This is a genomic window from Verrucosispora sp. ts21, from assembly GCF_002879555.1.
In the GTDB taxonomy this organism is placed as follows: Bacteria; Actinomycetota; Actinomycetes; order Mycobacteriales; family Micromonosporaceae; genus Micromonospora; species Micromonospora gifhornensis.
Window position 1 is genome coordinate 13,396 of record NZ_PNOZ01000036.1, and the last position, 18,956, is coordinate 32,351.

Consider the following 18,956-nt stretch of genomic DNA (forward strand, 5'->3'; position numbering starts at 1 on the left):
TGCCTGCCTGATCTGCGCTTGCCTGACCCGTCGCGCGCTCGGCCGGCAGGGCACCGTCAGTCCCGGTGGTGCCGGCCGGTCGAGCGCAGCGAACGACGGGACTTCTTCGGCGCGGGTTCGTCGTCGGCCACCGGCCGGCCGAGCCCGGTCACCCAGTCCACGTACTCCTCGTCCTGGGCCGCCAGCGGCTCCTCGCCGCCCTCGGCGTTGTCCGGGCGGGACTTGCCGCGCCGAAACAGGCCGCGCAGGCCCTTGTCACGTTCGCCGCTCGGCTGGACGTCCTCAGGGGCGACGGCGGGCGGCTTGGTGAAGGCGGCGGAGAGGTCGCGGGCGGTGGCTGCCGGGTCGCTGGAGAGGCTCGGCACGGCGGCGAAGGCGGCCGAGACCTCCCGTGCGGTGGTCATCGGGTCGAGCCCCGCAGGCGAAGCGGCATCCAGCCCGGCGGGCGAGGCTGCCACCGGACCGGTGGGTGCCGCTGCCGGCCCGGCGGACGGCGCGGGGTCGGTTCCGCCGGTTGCGCCGGTTCTGTCGTGACCGGTCGGCGTCGGCGGCTCGATGGCGGCTGGACCGCCGGCAGCGGGACGCTCGTGGACGGCACCGGTCTTCTCGTCGCCCGGTTGCGGATCGGCCGGCCGGGTCGGCGCGAAGGCGTTCCAGGGCGTCGTCGCGTTCAGTTCGGGCAACGACAGGCGGTGCCGGGGGCGCGGTGTCGGCTCGGGTCGCACGTTGGCGGCGCTCCCGCCGGTGCCACCGCTCGGCCAGGGTGAGCCTGCAGTGTCGGCGTCCGGCTTGGTGTCGACGGACGGGGTGGCCTTGGCGTCCGGCCTGGTGTCGGCGACGGGCTCAGCGGCGACGGGCTCAGCGGCGACGGGTTGGGTGTCGGCGGGCGAAGTCGGGTTGGCGTCGGGCGCGACATGGGCGGGCGCGGGAGGTTGCCCGTCCTCGGACGGCTGGTCCGAACCCGCGGCCGTCGTGCTGGTCCGGGGTTTGCGCGTCCGCCGGGGCGTGGGCGTCTTGCCCGCCGGTGCCGCGTCCGCGAGCGGGCCTGGAGCCGGAGCCGGGCCCGAAGCCGGGTCTGAAGGCGAAGCCTGGACTGGGGGCGTAGCCAGGCCCGAGGCCGGAGCCAGGCCCGAGGCCGGAGCCAGGCCCGAGGTCAGGTCCGAAGGCGAAGCCGGGCTCGGCGCCGAAGGCCGGGCCGTTGCCCGTGATGACCTGGCGGCCCGCCCGGCCCGGCGGATGTCGCTGCCGTCTCCCACCGGCATCGGGTCGACCGCGAACTCGACGTCATCCGGCGCGGCAGGGGCCTCCGCTGAGGCGGGGGTCTCGGGACGCAGGGGCTCGACGGTCGTCGTGGCGGCGTCCGCTGGCGCGGGTGTCTCCGCCGTCGACGTGCGGCCGGTGGTTGCCGGGGCGGGGTGGCGGTCGTCAGCTGCCGGCGACTCCTGCGCTTCGAGCCCCGCACCGGTCGCGACACCTACCGTTGCCGGCGGTGCGTCGACTGACGTCCCGGTCGCGGCTGAGCTGGTGGCCTCCGCGCCGACGGTGTGCTCGGCGGGGCTGGAGAAGGCCGGTGCGTTGATCGACGGTGTGTCGGCGCGGGTGGGTGCCGCCCCGGCGGCCGTGGGCAGGGAACTCGTCCGCTGGTCCGGCCACTGCCAGTGCGGTGGCGGGTCCGCCGGTTGCTGCCCGGCCGGACGGGTCGGCGAGGTGGGCAGGGCCGGGGTCGGGGGCAGCGGCTGGAGAATAGCGGTCGGCTCGATGGCCTGGGTGTCGGGACGGGCGCGGCCGGTCAGCGGCCAGGGCAGCAGGGCGGCAGCGGTCGAGCCGAGCGCGCCGACGGCGATCGCGATCAGGGCACCGTAGTACGGGGCGAGTTGATAACGGTCGGCCGAGTCGCCCGGCCCGGCGGCCAGGTAGGCGAAGGCCACCAGCACCGGCCCGGCGACCCCGCTCGGTCCGCTGACCAGGGGCGGGTGCCCGCGCCACCGGGCCGCCCACCCACCGGCGATGCCGGCCAGCAGGGTGGTCAACGGCAGGATCAGCAGGGCCAACCGCTGCGCGGTGTCGGCGGAGAACCAGACCGGCTCCAGCACACCGAGGCGGACCGGGATCAGCGGCCCGCTGGCACCCAGTGACGGTACGACCGACAGCAGCGCGATCAGCCACATCGCTGCGGCGACGGCGGCCATGTTCCAGGCGAACGGTGGCCGGACGAGTACGGCCAGCGCGGCACCCGCGCCGACGACCGCACCGAGGACGGCGCAGATGGCCACGGCCCAGACCGGATCGACGGAGATGAGCTCGGCGCTGCGGGCCGGTTGCATGCACAACGGTGCCACGACCGTGGCACCCAGCGCGGCGCTGCCGGCGACCGCCAGTTGCCGGCCGGTGCCGGTGAGTTGGCGGTCCTGCCGGGCCGTCCGCTCGGTGAGCACGGCACCGATCACGGCGGCGTTCGCCGCGAACCAGCCGACCCAGACGAGCTGGGCCGGCCACTGGTTGACAGTGGCGCCGCTGAAGGCGCCGGTGAGCCGGACGATGCCGAAGCCGAAGGCGAGGCCAAGCTGACCGGCTCCGGCCAGCAGGCTGACGCCGAACGCCGTGAGCAATAGGCGGCTCAAGGTCCGATTGGCCATGTCCGGCACGTTACGGTCCGTTGCCACCGATCGCCACCGGCGCGCCGTGAACGCCGTCCGACCTGGTTGCGGTAGGTCTACTTGAGTTCGACCAGCCGGGCCAGGTATGTCGTGTCACCGACATTGGTAAGCATGTGCACCGCGCCGGGGTCGCGGTAGACCACCCCACCGGTCGGCTCGTCCGCGTCGATCCGTACGCCGTCGACGGTCTGGATCACGTTCTTCGCACCCTGCACGGCCACCACGAGGTAGGGGTGGTCGTGGCGGTGCAGCGGCTGCTGCTCGCCCGGCTCGAGCCGGATGTGCCAGACCCGTACCCGGTCGTTCTCCAGGACGATCTCCTGGCCCACCGGGCCGAGCACGAGATCCTGGTCGGTCGCCGGGGTGGTGGGGGAGTTGCCGGTCATCGGGTCGCCTCCAGTCGGGGGAGCACCTCGCTGGCGATGAGCTCCAGGTGGTCGAGGTCGGTGAGGTCGATCAGACGCAGGTGCACCCGCTGGGTGCCGATCGCCGCGAACTCGCCGATCCGGTCGACCAGTTGCTGCGGCGAACCGATCACCGCGTCCTCGGGCGGCAGGGCGCTCTTGACGTGCAGGGGCGCGGCCCGCCGTGCGGCCTCCGCGTCGGTACGCCCGACCGCCACCACGATGCCCGCCGAGAGCACCAGCGGGGCACGTCCGCTGTCGGCGCGGCCGATCCGCTCGCTGGCCTGCCGGGCCCGCTCGTACGCGTCACCGGTCTGCTCAAGGCTGGTGAACGGAACGTTGAACTCGTCGGCGTACCGGGCGGCCAGTTCGGGGGTACGCCGGGGACCACGCCCGCCGACGATGATCGGCGGGCCCGGGGTCTGCACCGGCTTCGGCAGCGCGGGGGCGTCGGCGAGCTGGTAGTGCTCTCCGGCGTAGCTGAAGGTCTCGCCCGATCGCGTGGCCCACAGCCCGCTGATCACTTCCAGCTGCTCGGCGAACCGGTCGAAACGTTCGGTGACCGAGGGGAACGGAATGCCGTACGAGATGTGCTCCCGGGCGTACCAGCCGGCACCGATGCCCAGCTCGACCCGGCCGCCGCTCATCTGGTCCACCTGGGACACCATCACGGCCAACGGCCCGGGCAGCCGGAAGGTGGCCGAGGTGACCAGGGTGCCGAGCCGGATCCGGCTGGTCTCCCGGGCGAGCGCGGCAAGCGTCAGCCAGGCGTCGGTCGGGCCGGGCAGGGCCGGTTCGTCGCCCATCGCCTGGTAGTGGTCGGCGCGGAAGAAGCCCTCGAACCCACCTTCCTCGGCGAGCCGGGCGAAGCGGAGCTGGTCGTCGTAGCTGGCGCCCCGGTGCGGCTCGGTGAAGACGGTGACCCGCATCCTCATCGCCCTTCGGGGCCGGCGGCCACCGGCTGGTCGCGTTCCATCAGCAGCTCGTGCAGGTCGGCGCTGACCTGGGCGACCTCCGCCAGGTGGGCGTTGCGGCCGAGCGTACGCGGGCGGGGGATGTTCACCTCGACGATCTTGCGAACCCGGCCCGGACGCGGGCTGAGCACCACCACCCGGTCGGCGAGCAGGACGGCTTCGTCGATGGAGTGGGTGACGAAGACGACCGTGGCCCGGCTGCTCATGTGCACCCGCTGGAGTTCCCCGGACAGCTCCTCCCGGGTGAGCGCGTCGAGGGCGGAGAAGGGCTCGTCCATCAACATCACCCGGGGGTTGCCGATCAACGACCGGCACAGCGACACCCGCTGCTGCATGCCGCCGGAGAGCTCGTGCGGCAGCCGCTTCTCGAAGCCGGCCAGGCCGGCGACGTCGAGCAGTTCCCGGGCCCGCTCGCGGTGGTCGGCCCGCTTCCAGCCGAAGATCTCCACCGGCAGCAGGACGTTGTCCAGTACGGTCCGCCACGGCAGCAGGGCCGGGCGCTGGAACAGCATGGCGATGTCCTGGCGCGGCTTGGTGATCGGCGTACTGCCCACAGTGATCTCACCGGAGCTGACCGGGATCAGCCCGGCGATCAGTCGCAGCAGAGTGGACTTGCCGCACCCGGATCGGCCGAGGATCGCGATGAACTCGCCATCGCCCACGTCGAGGTCGATGCCGCGCAGCGCTTCGACCCGGCCGGTGCGGCCGTCGAAGGTGCGGGACACCTCGGACAGACGGATCATCTCCGGGGGCCTCCGCTGAGTAGTTGATCAGGAATCCGCCACAGGCTAACCGGCCTCGTCCCGAAAAGCACCGTCCGGGGTGGACATGACTTTGTTTCCGTTCCGCAACCCGATACGCCTGGCGGCACAAAGGTGGACCTCTCGTACGCTGTGCCCGCGCAGAATCCCCTCGATGCGCGGTGTCGGCTCCCCTTCCGGCTGCCGGCGCCGCCCGACACACTCCCTCCCGGCGGCCCGACGCCCCGGTTGGAAAGGACAAGGTGCACTGATGAAAAGGCTGACCCGTACGGTCGCCGCGGCCACCATGGCCACCGCGCTCGCCCTCGTCGCCGCGTGCAGCAGCGGCTCGGACGACACCGACGACACCAACAGCGGCGGAGGCGCGGCCCTGGAACAGGTGACCTACCTCACCTCTTTCGGCAACTTCGGGCGCGACTCCTACGCGTGGGTGGCGAAGGAGAAGGGCTACTTCAAGGAGGCCGGCTTCGAGGTAGACATCAAGCCCGGCCAGGGCACCAACGCCGTGATCCAGACGATCGTCGGCGGCCAGGCGCAGTTCGGCCCGATCGACCTGACCGGTGGCCTGCTCCAGCTCGGCAACGGCGAGGCCAAGGACTTCGTCGCGGTCGCGGCGATCCAGCAGCGCACCATGGCCGCCATCGCCACCGTCGAGGGCACGGGGATCAACACCCCCAAGGACCTGGAGGGCAAGAAGCTCGCCGACACCCCCGGGTCCGTCGTGCGTAACCTCTTCCCGACGTACGCGCGGATGGCCGGCATCGACTACGAGAAGGTGACCTGGGTCAACGGTGAGGCGCAGACCCTGATGGGCATGCTCGCCGCCAGCTCGGTCGACGGCATCGGCCAGTTCGTCGTCGGTCAGCCGACCGTCGAGGCGGTGACCAAGAAGAAGGCGGTCCTGCTGCCGTACAGCAACGTGATGCAGGACCTCTACGGCAACGTGCTGATCACCTCCAAGCAGTACGCCGCTGACAAGCCGGAGTCGGTCAAGCGGTTCACCGCAGCGCTGCTCAAGGGCCTGGAGTACGCCCTGGCGAACCCGCAGGAGGCGGCCGACATCCTGGCCAAGAACGCCGAAGCGGTGAACCCCGCTGCGGCCGCCGCCGAGCTTCAGCTGATGGCGGGGTACGTCCGCTCCAGCAACTCCGGTACCGCTCTGGGCACGCTGGACAGTGGCCGGGTCGCCAAGAGCATCGCGATCCTGCGCGGTGCGGGTGCGCTGAAGTCCGACCTGACCCCCGAGCAGGTCATCGACTTCAACCTCGCCCCCAAGGCCTGAGCAGCCCCACCACGTCGACGGCGGGTACGCCGCACCGGTTGTCCGGTGCGGCGTACCCGCCTCGGCACCGAACCACGAAACGTAGGAGGATCCAATGACCGACGTCCGCCCTCGCCAGACGGCGGGGAGCGTGCCCGAGCCGCTCCATGCCGTACCGCGCGGCCGACGAGTGCGCGCCGGTGACCTGCGGCTCGCCACCGTCGCGGCGTTGCTGCCGGCCGTTGGTCTGCTTGTCGCATTCGGTCTCTGGTGGCTGGTCGCCCGGCTGGAGCTGATCCACCCGGCCGCCCTACCGCCGCCGGGCAGCGTGCTGTCGGCGTTCCTCGAGCGGCCGGACCGGCTGCTGGAGCACACCGCCGTCACCACTCGCGCGATCCTGATCGGCTTCGCGCTATCCGCTGCGGCGGGAGTGCTGATCGGTCTGGCGTTGGCCGCCTCGCGGACGGTCGAGCGGATGTTCACCCCACTGCTGGTGGCCGTCAACGCGGTGCCGAAGATCACGTTGGGTCCGCTGCTGGTGGTGGCGCTCGGTTGGGGTCAGAAGCCGATTCTGACGATGGTCTTCCTGCTCTGCTTCTTCCCGATCGTGCTGTCCACCGCGACCGGTCTGACCACCACGCCGGCCGAACTGGCCGAACTGGTCCGGTCGTACAACGCCTCCCGCTGGCAGTCGTTCCGGAAGATCCGCTTCCCGGCCGCCCTGCCGCAGATCTTCGTCGGACTCAAGGTGGCCATGCCGCTGGCCGCGATCGGCGCGGTGATCGGCGAGTTCCAGGCCGGCGAGGGCGGCCTGGGTTACGTGATCCAGCAGTACGCCGGCGTCGGCGACACCGCCACGGCGTGGGCCGCGATCATCCTGATCGCCCTGGTCAGCATCCTGCTCTACGCCGCGCTGGTGCTCGTCGAGCGGTTCAGCCTGCCCTGGCTGCGCGAAACCACCTCCAGCCGCTGACCCTCATCTCAGAGCGGACGGGCGACAGCTCGCGGACCGCAACCCAGGACAGAGACCCCCACCCAAGCTGACCGCGTCCGTCACCCTTCGACGGACGCAGGTGTGGCCCCAGCACAACCGGCGCAGGGATCAAGCCTGACCGCCCGGAGCCGGTTGTGCTGGGGCCACACCCACCGAGGCCACAGAGACGGACCTCAGCTGGCCAACCGCCAGCGGCCGTTACGGGCGACCAGGGTGGTGAGCGCCTGCGGCATCAGCCCGGAGTGGTTGTCCGGCGTCATCCGGATCGGCCCGGACAGCCCGTCCATCTGCGAGGTCTCCAGCACGTCGCGCAGCCCCTCCCGGTCGACAGTTGCCGGGGGACCACCCGCGCGCAGTTCGGCGTCGACGATGAGCTGCACGGCGTCCGCCGCGAACGACGACGAACCGTGGTACCCGCCGAAGCGGGCGGTGTAGTCCTGGAACCACTGGCGGCGCGCGGCCTTCGCGGGGGTGGTGGCGATGACGTCGTCGATCACCATCGTCTGGGTGAAGACGAGCGTCGCCCGCTCGGCGGCCCGGCCCGACGCACCGAGGAAGAGGTCACCCGCGGCGGACGCGTCGAAGTACAGCGGACCGGTGAAGCCGGCCTGCTTGACCGCGGCGGCGGCGAGCATGGCCTGCTCCGGCGGGGTCCAGATGACCAACGCCTCGGGTTCGGCCGCGGCGAGCGTGCCGGCCTGCCGGTCCACCTCGGTGTCGGTGGTACGCAGCGACGCCTCGGCGGTCAGCTGGATGCCGGCCTTGCGGAACTCGGCGCGCAGGGCTTGGACGCCCTCCCGGCCGTAGGCGTCGTCAGTGCGCAGCAGGCCGACGGAGGTGACCTTCCGGCGGACGAGTTCGACGGTGAGAGCGCTGGCATTGTCGGCTGCATTCGGTGCCAACTTGAACACGTAGCGTCGATCTGCGACCGGATTGGCCACTGCGCTGGCCGAGGCGAGTGCGACGGTGGGGATCTGCTTCTCATTGATGGTGCGCGCTGCGCCGATCGCGCATTCGTTGCAGCCGCCCATGATGATGGCGCTGACCCGTTTATCGTTGCCGAAGTCGGCGATGTTGCGCAGTGACTCACTGGCGTCGGAGCGGTTGTCCTTCAACAACAGTTCGACAGTCCTGCCGTTCAGGGCACCGGAGTCATTCAGCTGTTGGACTTTCAACTCCAGTGCCTGCCGGTACGCCTTGCCGACGCCGGCGGCCGCCCCGGACAGTTCCAGGTCGGCGGCGATGACGATCGGCGAGGTGTCCTGCTCCTGCCCGCCGAACTGGCAGCCGGTGAGGGTGGTGGCCAGCATGGCTGATGCGGCCGCCAAAGCGGTCGCGGAGCGGAAGGGGGTCAACTCGGTCCTCCTGATGCGGCGCGGGCGGGGCCCGGTCACCGGCGGCAGCCAGATCCTCAGTGGATATTCTGGGTAGGTCTGCCGTACCGTGTGCGCGAAGCCTGCAAAACCTTGCCAATGCCGGGCGCTGGGGTCAAGCGGAGTCGCCGGGGAGCGTTTCGGGACGTCAATCCCACATGTTGGCGTAACCAGATGTTTTCGTATGCTCACGCTGGCGACATGAATGACCACTCTGGAGTGACATGCCCTGATCAAGGGCACTGTGGAAATGTAGGTATTAGTTGAGCGGACAACAGGATGCGTGTCCACCAACCGTTTCCTGCCTCACTGCGGCTTCCCAAACCCGATCTCGTCTGATGAAATCGCGGCCGTGCCGCGCGTGGCGCCGGCCGTCGTTCCAACTACGGGTCGACGGGTCAGGCGCGGAGAAAACGACGGAGGCGATGTCGTGAGCACCGGACCGACGACCCTGCCCGCCAGCGGCGACGCCGAGCACAACGGACGGCGCAGGCTGCCCCGGCTGCGCGACGCCCGGATCCGGTCCAAGCTGGCGTTGATCCTGGTCGTTCCGGTGGCTGCGGTCATCGCATTGGCCACAGTCCGTCTGGTCGCCGTCGGTGAAGGCGCCTACGAGGCTTCCCAGGCTCGCTCGCTCACCGTCCTGTCGACGAAGATCTCCGCCTTGGCCAACGACCTGCACGCCGAGCGGATGGCGGCTGCCGCCTACCTGGCCTCGACGCAGCAGCAGGTCGACGCGTACAACCTGCGGGTGCGTCGGACCCAGGAACGGGTCGATGCGTACCGCGCGGAGCGAGCCCGGATCGGCGACGTCCCCACCGCGGTCCGCGACCGGCTGACGGCCATCGACCGGCACCTGGACACCCTCGACGGCACCCGACAGGAAGTGCTCGACCGCCAGCAGATGCAGGTCGCCGAGGCCGCGTTGCGCTACGGCGTAATCCTGGCCGACCTGGTCGGCTACAGCGACGGCCTGGCCCAGTTGCCGGGCGAGGAGAGCCTGGCCGACAACCGGCGCGCGGTCGCCGCCTTCGCCCGCGCCAAGGCGGCCGTGGCCGAGGAAGAGGCCGTCGCGTTCACTGCGCTGACCACCGGACGGCTCGACACCGAGCAGTTCTCCGCGTTCGTGGCCACCCTGACCGGCCAGCAGGAAGCGCTGCTGTCCTTCTCGTTGGCCGCCGACCCGACCCAACGGGCGCTTGTCGAGAGCACCGTCTCCGGTGACGCCGTGGTGCTGGCCGACCGGATCGCCACCGACATCACCCGCTCGGTCGGCCGGGGCTCGCCGGTCTCCGCCCAGGACGCCACCGCAGCGATCGGCGCGGTGCACGAGCTGATGCGGTGGGCCGAGGGCGAGCTGGAGAACCGGCTCCTCGCCAAGACCGAGCAGGCCCGGTCGGACGTCATCCGGCAGGCGATCGTCGAGACCACGCTCGTGTTGCTCACCCTGGTCATCGCGGTGACCCTGGCCGTGGTGCTGGCCCGCTCGCTGAACCACTCGCTGCGTCGGCTCCGCGAGGGTGCGCTCTCGGTGGCCAACCACGACCTGCCCGAGGCGGTGCGCCGCCTGCAGGGGATGGGCAACGTCAGCGACGGCAGCGTCGACGAGATCGTCCGCGAGGTACGAGACCCGATCCAGCTCAACAACCGTGACGAGGTGGGCCAGGTCGCCTCGGCGTTCAACGTCGTGCACCGGGAGGCCGTCCGGGTCGCGGCCGAGCAGGCGGCCCTGCGGAGCAGCGTCTCGGCGATGTTCCTCAACCTGGCCCGCCGCAGTCAGACGCTTGTCGACCGGATGATCGGCGAACTCGACGCGATCGAGCGCGGCGAGGAGGACCCGAAGCGCCTCGCCCAGCTCTTCGAGCTCGACCACCTCGCCACTCGAATGCGCCGCAACGACGAGAACCTGCTGGTGCTGGCCGGGGCCGACTCCGCCGTGCCACGCCGCGACGACGCGTTGCTCGTCGACGTGCTGCGGGCCGCGCAGTCCGAGGTGGAGCTCTACAACCGGATCGAGTTCGGCACCGTCGACACCGACGTGTCGGTGGCCGCGCACGCGGTCAACGACGTCGTCCGGCTGGTGGCCGAACTGCTCGACAACGCCACCCGCTTCTCGCCGCCGAACACCACGGTGGTTGCCGACGGCCGGCGGATCCGCGACTACGTGCTCATCCAGATCGAGGACCGTGGTCTCGGCCTGACCGACGAGCAACTGGACTCGCTGAACAAGCGACTCGCCGCTCCCTCCACCGTGGACGTCGCGGCGTTCCGGCTGATGGGTCTGGCCGTGGTCAGCCGGCTCGCGGCCCGCTACGGCATCCGGGTCGAGCTGCGCCGTAACGTCGAGGGTGGCACCGTCGCCCAGATCACGCTGCCGGCCGCCACGGTGATCCTGCCGAGCCTCCGGGGCCGCGACCAGGCGATCACCCGCCCGCGTCAGCCGCTCGCGGTCGAGCAGTCGCCGGCCGGTGCCGGTGAACCGCTCGCCGGAGCGGGGCGCAGCACCACTGCCACCCTCAGCGACAGGTGGCGCAGCGCGCCGGCCGCCACGCCGTGGCCCGCCGCCGACCCCACACCGCAGCACACGCCACCGGCGCACACGTCTCCACCGGCGTACGCCGGCGGGTTCAACGCCGGTACGCCCACCGTCGCCTCGCCGACCATCGACCCGCTGTCCTACCGGACAGCGAACACCCCCAGCGACCCGCAGCCGGCCGCACCCGTGCTGCCGGTCGGTCCGGTCGCCGGTGCCCCGGTCACCACCGCGAACGGGTTCGCGCCCGCCGCCCCGAACGGCTTCACACCGGCGGCGGCGCCGAGCGGGTTCACGCCGACGGCGGCGCCGAGCGGGTTCGCGCCGGCCGCGGGTCAGGGGTCGGGCGGTGGTCAGGACGCCCCGATGTTCGGTGGGCTGGGTGCCAGCCTGGCCGCGACCGCTCCGATGGCCAGCGCACCGATCACCGCGCCGCCGGAGCCGCAGGCCGAGGCGCCGATCTTCCGCGAGATGGAAGCGGTCTGGTTCCGGTCGCACGGCAACGACGTGACGGCCATCTTCAGCCGGCCGCAGTTCGACGAGTCACCCGCGACCGCCGGTCCGCCGGCCGCCAGCCCGTCGGCACCGGCCGTCGAGCCGACGAAGGGGCGCACTCCGCTGCCCACCCGTACACCGGGTGCTGCTGCCGGCGACGCCTCCCTGTCGCCACCGTCGTACCCCACCTCGTCCGCCGCGTCGACAGGTACCCCGACTGCGGCGCCCCCACCGGCCGCGCCCCCGCCGGCGGCGCCACCGACGCCGGCTGCCGCCCCGTCCGCCGCTGCCGACGACGACGCCTGGCGGACCGCGGCCGACGAGGGCTGGACGCGCGCCAGCCAGGCCGCCGAGCCCACCCCGGCCGGTACGACCCGGTCCGGCCTGCCGAAGCGGGTGCCGCAGGCGCAACTCGTGCCCGGCGGGATCGAGCCCCGGAGCGGACGGGAACACAGTCGGCGTACGCCGGACGAAGTACGCGGTCTGCTGTCGGCCTACCACCGCGGCGTCCAGCGCGGCCGAACGGCCGGCGCGACTCAGAACAGCACCTCGACCAAGGAGACGAGCCGATGAACAGGCCCGCGGCCATGCAGGACATGGGTTGGCTACTCACCAACTTCGCCGACAGCGTGGCGGGCATCGCCCACGTGGTGGCGGTGTCCGCGGACGGGCTGCTGCTCGCCTCCTCCCGCGACCTGCCGACGGACCGGGCTGATCAGCTCGCCGCCATCACCTCAGGTGTGGTCAGCCTGACCGAGGGCGCGGCGCGGATGTTCAGCGCCGGCGGGGTGTTGCAGACCGTCATCGAGATGGACAGCGGCTACCTGTTCCTGATGTCGATCAGCGACGGTTCGTCGATGGCGGTGCTCGCGGCGCGCAGCTGCGACGTCGGTCAGGTGGGTTACGAGATGGCGTTGCTTGTCGAGCGCGTCGGCGCGGCGCTGGTGCCGTTGCCCCGGGACGCGGTGCGGTCATAGCGCGCACGGTGCGACGGCGGACGGGAGAGGAGGTGATTGCGGATGGATCCGCGACGTGACCCGCGGGGTGCTCTGGTGCGACCGTACGCGGTCACCAGGGGCCGCACCGAACCGCTCCAGGACATCGCCCTGGAGGCGGTGCTGGTCGCCAGCCCCACCCAGATCGCCGAGTCGCGGTTTGCCGGGCACGACAAGCATCGCATCGCCATGGTCTGCGAGGGCCGCCCCGAGTCCCTGGCGGAGATCGCCGCGTACACCCGGCTACCGCTGGGTGTCGCCCGGGTGCTGGTCGCCGACATGGTGGCCGACGGCCTGTTGACGCTACAGACGGCTGCTCCCGCCACAGGTTTCGAGGAGCGGATGGAAATGCTGGGAAGGGTGCTGAGTGGACTTCGCGAGCTATGACCCCGCCGGGGCCCGCCAGAGCCGGGGAATCATCTCCGCGAAGATCGTCGTCGCGGGTGGCTTCGGTGTCGGCAAGACCACGTTGGTCGGTGCGATCTCGGAGATCACACCGCTGACCACCGAGGCGGTGATGACCGCGGCGGGCGTCGGGATCGACGACTCGTCAAAGGTGCCGGGCAAGGAGACCACCACGGTCGCCATGGACTTCGGCCGGATCACCATGGCGCAGGATCTGATCCTGTACCTCTTCGGCACACCTGGGCAGACCCGGTTCTGGTTCATGTGGGACGAGATCATCCGTGGTGCGGTGGGGGCTGCCGTCCTGGTGGACACCCGCCGGATCACCGACGCGTTCGCCCCCCTGGACTACTTCGAGAACCGCAGGCTGCCGTACGTGGTCGCGCTGAACCGGTTCGACGGCGCGCCGCAGTACGAGTTGGACGAGGTACGTGAGGCGCTGGCCATCTCGCCGGACGTACCGCTGGTGATGACCGACGCCCGGCGGCGTGAGTCGGTCAAGCAGGTGATGGTGACCGTCGTCGAACACGCCATGGCGCGGCTTCAGGCCGAACACGACAGGGGTTTCCCGACCCCGGTCGGCTGACCTCCGACGAGCACTCGTCTCGCCAGCCCGGCACTGTCCGGTACTGGCGGGACGGGTGCTCGTCGCATGTTAAGCAGGGGCCCCTGTACTACTCCAGGCGTTAACGAGGGGCCCTTCCTTACACGTCAGTCGACGCGGAGGCGGTAGCCGCGCTTGACGACGGTCTGCACCACCCGGGGAGCCTTCAGGCCGGCGCGTAGCCGCGCCACCGCCATCTCCACCGCGTGCTCGTCGGCACCGCGCGGCAGCGTCCGCAGCAGGGCGGTACGCGACAGCACCCGACCCGGAGACTGGGCCAGCGCCCGCAGCACCGCCATCGGCGCCGGCGCCAACGGACGCAGTTCCCCGTCGATCACGGCGGCGTGCCCGCGCAGCGTGAGCAGATGCCCGGCGACCTTGATGGTGACCGTACGGCGGGGCAGTTCGTCGACGATGGTGCGCACCAGCGCGCCCAACCGGGCCCGGCTCGGTGCACTCACCGGTACGCCCCGGCGGACCAACGGCTCGGCGGTCACCGGGCCGACACAGCTGGCCAGCACGTCGCTGCGCAACGCGGCCAGGACCGCCTCCGTCCGGTCGCCTGCGGCGCGCAGCAGTGCCTCCGCCGCCGGTGCCGAGGTGAAGGTGACCGCGTCCACCAGCCGGCCGGCCACCAGGTCGACAAGCCGGTGCAGGGGCGCCGGATCGGTGGGTGGCGCCCAGCGGTAGACCGGGATCTCGATGACGGTCGCCCCGGCCTCCTCCAGGGCCCGGGTGCACTCGGGCTGCCGATCGCCGTGCAACTGCATGGCGATCACCTGCCCGGCCACCCCCCGGCGGCGCAGGTGCTCGACGACCTCGTCACAGCTCTCCGATTCCGGAGACCACTGGTCGTACAGGCCGGCCGCGCGGATCGCGCCACGTGCCTTCGGGCCCCGGGCCACCACGTACGCGTCGCTGAGCACCGAGCGCAGCGGCTCGGCGACCCCCCAGCCCTCGGCGGCCTCCAGCCACCCGCGCATGCCGATCCCGGTGTTGGCCATCAGCACGTCCGGTGGCCGGTCCAGGCAGGCCCGGGTGGCCTCGCGCAGCGCGCTGTCGTCCGCGAGCGGCACGATCCGCAGCGCGGGCGCGAGCACCACCCGCGCGCCGCGCCGCTGGAGCAGCGCGGCGAGTTCGTCCCGCCGCCGGTCGGCGGTCACCCCGATGGTGAAGCCGGCCAGTTCCTCGCGCATTCACTCCTCCTGTCGCAGCCGCACCTCGACCATGCCGTCCCGGCAACGGATCTCGTGCCGGGCAACACAGACACCTGGCAGGTCGAGACAGTCCCCCGTACGCAGGTCGTACACCTGCTTGTGCAGCGGCGAGGCGACCGTGGGCACGCCGCGGCGGCTGCCCACGATGCCCCGGGACAGCACGTACGCGCCGGTGACCGGGTCTCGGTTCTCGATCGCGTACAACCCGTCGGCGGTCCGGAAGAGCGCGACCTGGACGCCGTCGATCAGGGCGGCGACGCCCCGGTCCAGGTCCAGTCGGCTCAACGGGCAGACGGTGTGCCAGCGCACGGTCGTCACGGTGTTCATCGCCGTACCTCCGGCAGTCCGAGGGTGACCGGTTGACGGCCGTCGGATGCGGCGGGTCTGCCGCCGGCGGGTACGGGTTGCCCGCGTTCGGTGACGAAGGTGATCGACGGGTCGGGTACGTCCGGCGCGTTGACGAAGGAGGTGAACCGGCGTAACCGGTCCGGGTCGTCGAGCACGTCACGCCATTCGTCGGAGTAGGACGTGACGTGCCGGGCCATCGCGGCGTCGAGGTCGGCGCAGAGGCCGAGCGAGTCGTCCACGATGACTGCTCGCAGGTGGTCCAGGCCGCCGTCCATGGCTTCGATCCAGGCGGCGGTGCGTTGCAACCGGTCGGCGGTGCGGATGTAGTACATCAGGAATCTGTCGATGAGCTGGATCAGTGCTTCTGTGGACAGATCAGTGGCGAACAGGTCGGCGTGCCGGGGCCGGAAGCCACCGTTGCCGCCGAGGTAGAGGTTCCAGCCGGTCTCGGTGGCGATGATGCCGAAATCCTTGCTGCGCGCCTCGGCGCACTCCCTGGCACAACCGGAGACCGCCGACTTGATCTTGTGTGGGGCGCGCAGTCCCCGGTAGCGCAGTTCCAGCGCGACGGCGAGGCCGACCGAGTCCTGCACGCCGTACCGGCACCAGGTCGAGCCGACGCAGGACTTCACCGTCCGCAGCGCCTTGCCGTACGCGTGACCGGACTCGAACCCGGCGTCGACCAGCCGCCGCCAGATCTGCGGCAACTGTTCCACCCGGGCCCCGAACAGGTCGATCCGCTGGCCACCGGTGATCTTCGTGTAGAGCTGGAAGTCCCGGGCCACCTCGCCGATGACGATGAGCTTCTCCGGGGTGATCTCACCGCCGGGGATCCGGGGCACCACCGAGTAGCTGCCGTCGCGTTGCAGGTTCGCCAGGAAGTGGTCGTTGGTGTCCTGCAACGCGGCCTGCTCGCCGTCGAGGATGTGCCCGTTGCCGAGCGACGCGAGGATCGAGGCGACGACCGGCTTGCAGATGTCACAACCCCGGCCCCGCCCGTGTTCGGTGATCAACCGGGAGAAGGTCCGGATGCCGCGTACCCGCACGATGTCGAACAGCTCCTGCCGGCTGAGGTCGAAGTGCTCGCACAGCGCCCGGGACTGGGTGACACCGGCCGCGTCGAGCAGTTGCTTGAGCATCGGCACGCAGGAACCGCAACTGGTGCCGGCCCGGGTGCACGCCTTCAGGGCGGCCACGTCCGCGCAGCCGTCCGCGATGGCCGAGTCGATGTCCGCGCGGGTCACCGCGTTGCAGGAACAGACCTGCGCGGACGCCGGCAGCGCCCCCACCGACGCGCCGTCGGCACCGGCCGGGGCGAGCAACGCCAACGGGGGTGCCGGCAGCGGCCCGCCCACACTCGCCCGCAGGGTCGGGTACGCGCTGGCGTCACCCACCAGCACCCCGCCGAGCAGCGTCGTCGCGTCGTCGGAGAGGACCAGCTTGGCGTAGACCCGGGTGGCCGGATCGGTGTACGTCACGTCCAGGCAGCCCGGCGTGGTGCCGTGCGCGTCACCGAACGAGGCCACGTCGACGCCGAGCAGCTTGAGCTTGGTGGCGGTGTCCGCGCCGGGGAAGGTGGCCGCCCCGCCGACCAGCCGGTCGGCCACCACCTCGGCCATCGCGTACCCGGGTGCCACCAGCCCGTAGCAGGTGCCCTCGACCGCCGCGCACTCGCCGACCGCGTAGATCCGCTCGTCGCTGGTGCGGCAGGAATCGTCCACCAGCAGCCCGCCGCGCGGGCCGACGTCGAGTCCGGCCGCGCGGGCCAGCTCGTCGCGGGGGCGGATGCCGGCGGCCACCACCACCAGGTCGGCGTCGAGCAGCGTGCCGTCGGCCAGTTCCAGGGCGGCGACCGTACCGTCCGGGCCGGGTCGCAACGCAGTGGTCGCCACCCCGAGGTGACAGCCCACCCCCAGTTCCTCGACGTACCGGCGCAGCAGCGCACCCCCGGCGGTGTCGATCTGAGCCGGCATCAGCCGGGGCGCGAACTCCACCACGCTTGTGGCCAGGCCGAGCAGGCGCAGGGCGTTGGCCGCCTCCAGGCCGAGCAGACCGCCCCCGATCACCGCGCCGGTGCGCCGGCCCCGCGCGTGCTCCTCGATCGCGGCCAGGTCGTCGAGCGTCCGGTAGACGAACACCCCGGGCAGGCCGACGCCGTCCACCGGGGGCACGAACGCCGACGAACCGGTGGCGAAGACCAGCACGTCGTACGGGTACTCGCCGCCGGCCGTGGTCACCACCCGGCGCTCCCGGTCCACACCGGTCACCGCCTCGCCGAGGCGCAACCGCACCCCGTCGTACGCGGTGTGCAGGTTCAGGTCGTCGGCCGAGACGCCGTCGAAGTACGCCGAGAGCCGCACCCGGTCGTACGCCGGCCGGGGTTCCTCGGCGAGCACGGTGACCCGCCAGCGGCCCTGCGGGTCCCGCGAACGCAGTGCGTCCACGAACCGCTGCCCGACCATGCCGTTGCCGATCACGACCACGTTGCCGCCGGTCATCGTCCCACCTCCACCGGATCCGCTCTGGACAACCAGTCGACGATGCCGGCGACCGCGTCCCGGCAGCTGCCGCAGCCGGTACCGGCCCTGGTCCCGGCGACGACCTCGTCGAACGTGCGCGCCCCGCCCCGCCAGCAGGTCACCAGCGCGCCCTTGCTGACCGTGTTGCACTGGCACACGGTGGCCGTGTCGGGCATCAACGCCGGGGAGGCGGCCGGAGCCGCGACAGCCCCGCCCACGGCCCGGCCGAGCAGCAGTGCCCGCCGGTCGGTGGGCACCGGATGACCCCTGTCGAACAACTGGATGACCGTGCCCACCGACGGGTTGTCGCCGAGCAGGATCGCGGCGGCCAACCGCTCGTCGTGGATGCGCAGCCGGGCGTAGGTGCCCCGGGCCGGATCGGCGAAGGTCAACTCCTCGCCGGGGCCGCTCGTCGGGTCGCCCATCGCCGCGAGGTCGATGCCGGCCGCCTTCAGCCGGGTTACCACCGGCCGGGGGTGGTAGCGGGCCTGCGGGTCCTGCCCGGTCAGCAGTTGGGCCACCACCCGGGCCTGCGCCCAGGCCGGTGCGACCAGGCCGGTCGGGGCCGTGCCGTGCTGCGCGCAGTCGCCGATCGCGGAGATCCGTGGGTCGCTTGTGCGCAGCCGGTCGTCGACAAGCACGCCCCGGTCCACCGTCAGGCCGGCCGCCTCGGCGAGCGCGGTGTCGGGGCGTACCCCGCAGGCGAGGACCAGCAGGTCGGCGTCGAGCGTACGACCGTCGGACAGGCTCAGCCGGACCCCGCAGGCGTCGGTCGTCAGGCCGGTCGGAGTGACGGCCAGATGGGTGGTCACGCCGAGTTCGGCGAGGGTGCCGGCCAGGATCTCACCGGCCATGGCGTCGAGTTGGCGTTCCATCAGGTACGGCACCCGGTGCACCACCGCGACTTCCAGCCCTCGGGCGGCCAGCCCGCGGGCCGCCTCCAGGCCGAGCAGCCCGCCGCCGAGGACCAGGGCGCGGTGCGCGCCGTCGGCCAGGGCGAGGATGCGCCGGCAGTCGGCCAGGGTCCGGAAGGCGACCACCCGTTGCGGCGGCGAGGTCGGGTCGAGGCCGGGCAGCGCCGGCACCACCGCCCGCGCACCGGTGGCGAGCACCAGGTGGTCGTAGCCGATCCGGTCGCCGTCGTCGGTGCGTACCTCCCGGGCGGCACGGTCGATGGCCCGTACCGCGACTCCGGTGCGCAGGTCGACGCCGCGACCGGTGGCCTCCGTCAGCTCCACGTCCGGCTCACCGATCTTCCCGGCGAGCAGCGTGGACAGCATGATCCGGTTGTACGCCCGGTGCGGCTCCGCCCCGACCACTGTGACCTTGTCCTGGCCGCGGGCGTGCAACTCGGCGGCCAGGCGGGCCCCGGCCATCCCGTTGCCGACCACCACCACCCGCTCGCCGCGCATGGCG

Annotated in this window: 15 protein-coding genes; 6 read left to right on the forward strand and 9 right to left on the reverse strand. The window is 71.9% G+C overall.

Annotated features, from left to right (window positions below):
* Positions 1-56 precede the first annotated feature (56 nt).
* From C1A38_RS16920 to C1A38_RS16935, 4 genes are all read right to left on the reverse strand, one after another.
* Positions 57-2,636: a hypothetical protein gene (locus C1A38_RS16920; protein ID WP_146017571.1), complete on the reverse strand. Its 2,580-nt coding sequence runs from the start codon at positions 2,634-2,636 to the stop codon at positions 57-59.
* A gap of 77 nt (positions 2,637-2,713) precedes the next feature.
* Positions 2,714-3,043 carry a cupin domain-containing protein gene (locus C1A38_RS16925; protein ID WP_102658786.1) on the reverse strand — a complete coding sequence of 110 codons (330 nt, stop codon included), beginning with the start codon at positions 3,041-3,043 and terminating at the stop codon, positions 2,714-2,716.
* Positions 3,040-3,990 carry an LLM class F420-dependent oxidoreductase gene (locus tag C1A38_RS16930; RefSeq protein WP_102658787.1) on the reverse strand — a complete coding sequence of 317 codons (951 nt, stop codon included), beginning with the start codon at positions 3,988-3,990 and terminating at the stop codon, positions 3,040-3,042. Before C1A38_RS16930 ends, C1A38_RS16925 begins: the two co-directional genes overlap by 4 nt.
* Positions 3,991-3,992: 2 nt before the next feature.
* Complete coding sequence (locus C1A38_RS16935; protein WP_102658788.1) at positions 3,993-4,778, reverse strand: ABC transporter ATP-binding protein; 786 nt, start codon at positions 4,776-4,778, stop codon at positions 3,993-3,995.
* 268 nt (positions 4,779-5,046) lie between these two features.
* Here C1A38_RS16935 and C1A38_RS16940 point away from each other — a divergent pair, with 268 nt between their 5' ends.
* Both C1A38_RS16940 and C1A38_RS16945 read left to right on the forward strand, forming a co-directional pair.
* Entirely contained in the window at positions 5,047-6,078 is a 1,032-nt protein-coding gene (locus C1A38_RS16940; RefSeq protein WP_102658789.1) for an ABC transporter substrate-binding protein, read from the forward strand.
* Positions 6,079-6,172: 94 nt separating this feature from the next.
* A complete protein-coding gene (locus C1A38_RS16945) occupies positions 6,173-7,030 on the forward strand; it encodes an ABC transporter permease (protein ID WP_102658790.1) in 858 nt (285 codons plus the stop codon).
* Between the two features lie 194 nt (positions 7,031-7,224).
* Here C1A38_RS16945 and C1A38_RS16950 read toward each other — a convergent pair whose 3' ends face one another.
* Entirely contained in the window at positions 7,225-8,406 is a 1,182-nt protein-coding gene (locus C1A38_RS16950) for an ABC transporter substrate-binding protein (protein ID WP_102658791.1), read from the reverse strand.
* Positions 8,407-8,854: 448 nt separating this feature from the next.
* Here C1A38_RS16950 and C1A38_RS16955 point away from each other — a divergent pair, with 448 nt between their 5' ends.
* Genes C1A38_RS16955 through C1A38_RS16970 form a run of 4 tightly spaced genes read left to right on the forward strand, consistent with a single transcriptional unit; the run spans position 8,855 to position 13,438 of the window.
* On the forward strand, positions 8,855-12,025 hold the full coding sequence (locus tag C1A38_RS16955) for a sensor histidine kinase (protein WP_102658792.1): 3,171 nt from the start codon (positions 8,855-8,857) through the stop codon (positions 12,023-12,025).
* The gene (locus C1A38_RS16960) at positions 12,022-12,429 is read left to right on the forward strand and encodes a roadblock/LC7 domain-containing protein (RefSeq protein ID WP_067313320.1); all 408 of its coding nucleotides are present in this window, start codon (positions 12,022-12,024) and stop codon (positions 12,427-12,429) included. The genes C1A38_RS16955 and C1A38_RS16960 overlap by 4 nt, the downstream gene beginning before the upstream one ends.
* Before the next feature lie 42 nt (positions 12,430-12,471).
* Positions 12,472-12,834 (forward strand): DUF742 domain-containing protein, encoded by a 363-nt coding sequence (locus C1A38_RS16965; RefSeq protein WP_102658793.1) that lies wholly within the window; start codon positions 12,472-12,474, stop codon positions 12,832-12,834.
* Positions 12,815-13,438 (forward strand): GTP-binding protein, encoded by a 624-nt coding sequence (locus C1A38_RS16970; RefSeq protein ID WP_013735905.1) that lies wholly within the window; start codon positions 12,815-12,817, stop codon positions 13,436-13,438. Before C1A38_RS16965 ends, C1A38_RS16970 begins: the two co-directional genes overlap by 20 nt.
* 125 nt (positions 13,439-13,563) lie before the next feature.
* Here the strand turns inward: C1A38_RS16970 and C1A38_RS16975 are convergent, their stop codons facing one another.
* From C1A38_RS16975 to C1A38_RS16990, 4 genes are read right to left on the reverse strand one after another with little or no spacing between them, the layout of a single operon-like run.
* Entirely contained in the window at positions 13,564-14,652 is a 1,089-nt protein-coding gene (locus C1A38_RS16975; RefSeq protein WP_102658794.1) for a uroporphyrinogen-III synthase, read from the reverse strand.
* On the reverse strand, positions 14,653-15,000 hold the full coding sequence (nirD, locus tag C1A38_RS16980) for a nitrite reductase small subunit NirD (protein ID WP_013735903.1): 348 nt from the start codon (positions 14,998-15,000) through the stop codon (positions 14,653-14,655). It abuts the gene before it with no gap.
* A complete protein-coding gene (gene nirB, locus C1A38_RS16985; RefSeq protein ID WP_102658795.1) occupies positions 14,997-17,519 on the reverse strand; it encodes a nitrite reductase large subunit NirB in 2,523 nt (840 codons plus the stop codon). The genes nirD and nirB overlap by 4 nt, the downstream gene beginning before the upstream one ends.
* The gene (locus C1A38_RS16990) at positions 17,516-18,952 is read right to left on the reverse strand and encodes an FAD-dependent oxidoreductase (protein ID WP_102658796.1); all 1,437 of its coding nucleotides are present in this window, start codon (positions 18,950-18,952) and stop codon (positions 17,516-17,518) included. Before C1A38_RS16990 ends, nirB begins: the two co-directional genes overlap by 4 nt.
* Between the last annotated feature and the right edge of the window lie 4 nt (positions 18,953-18,956).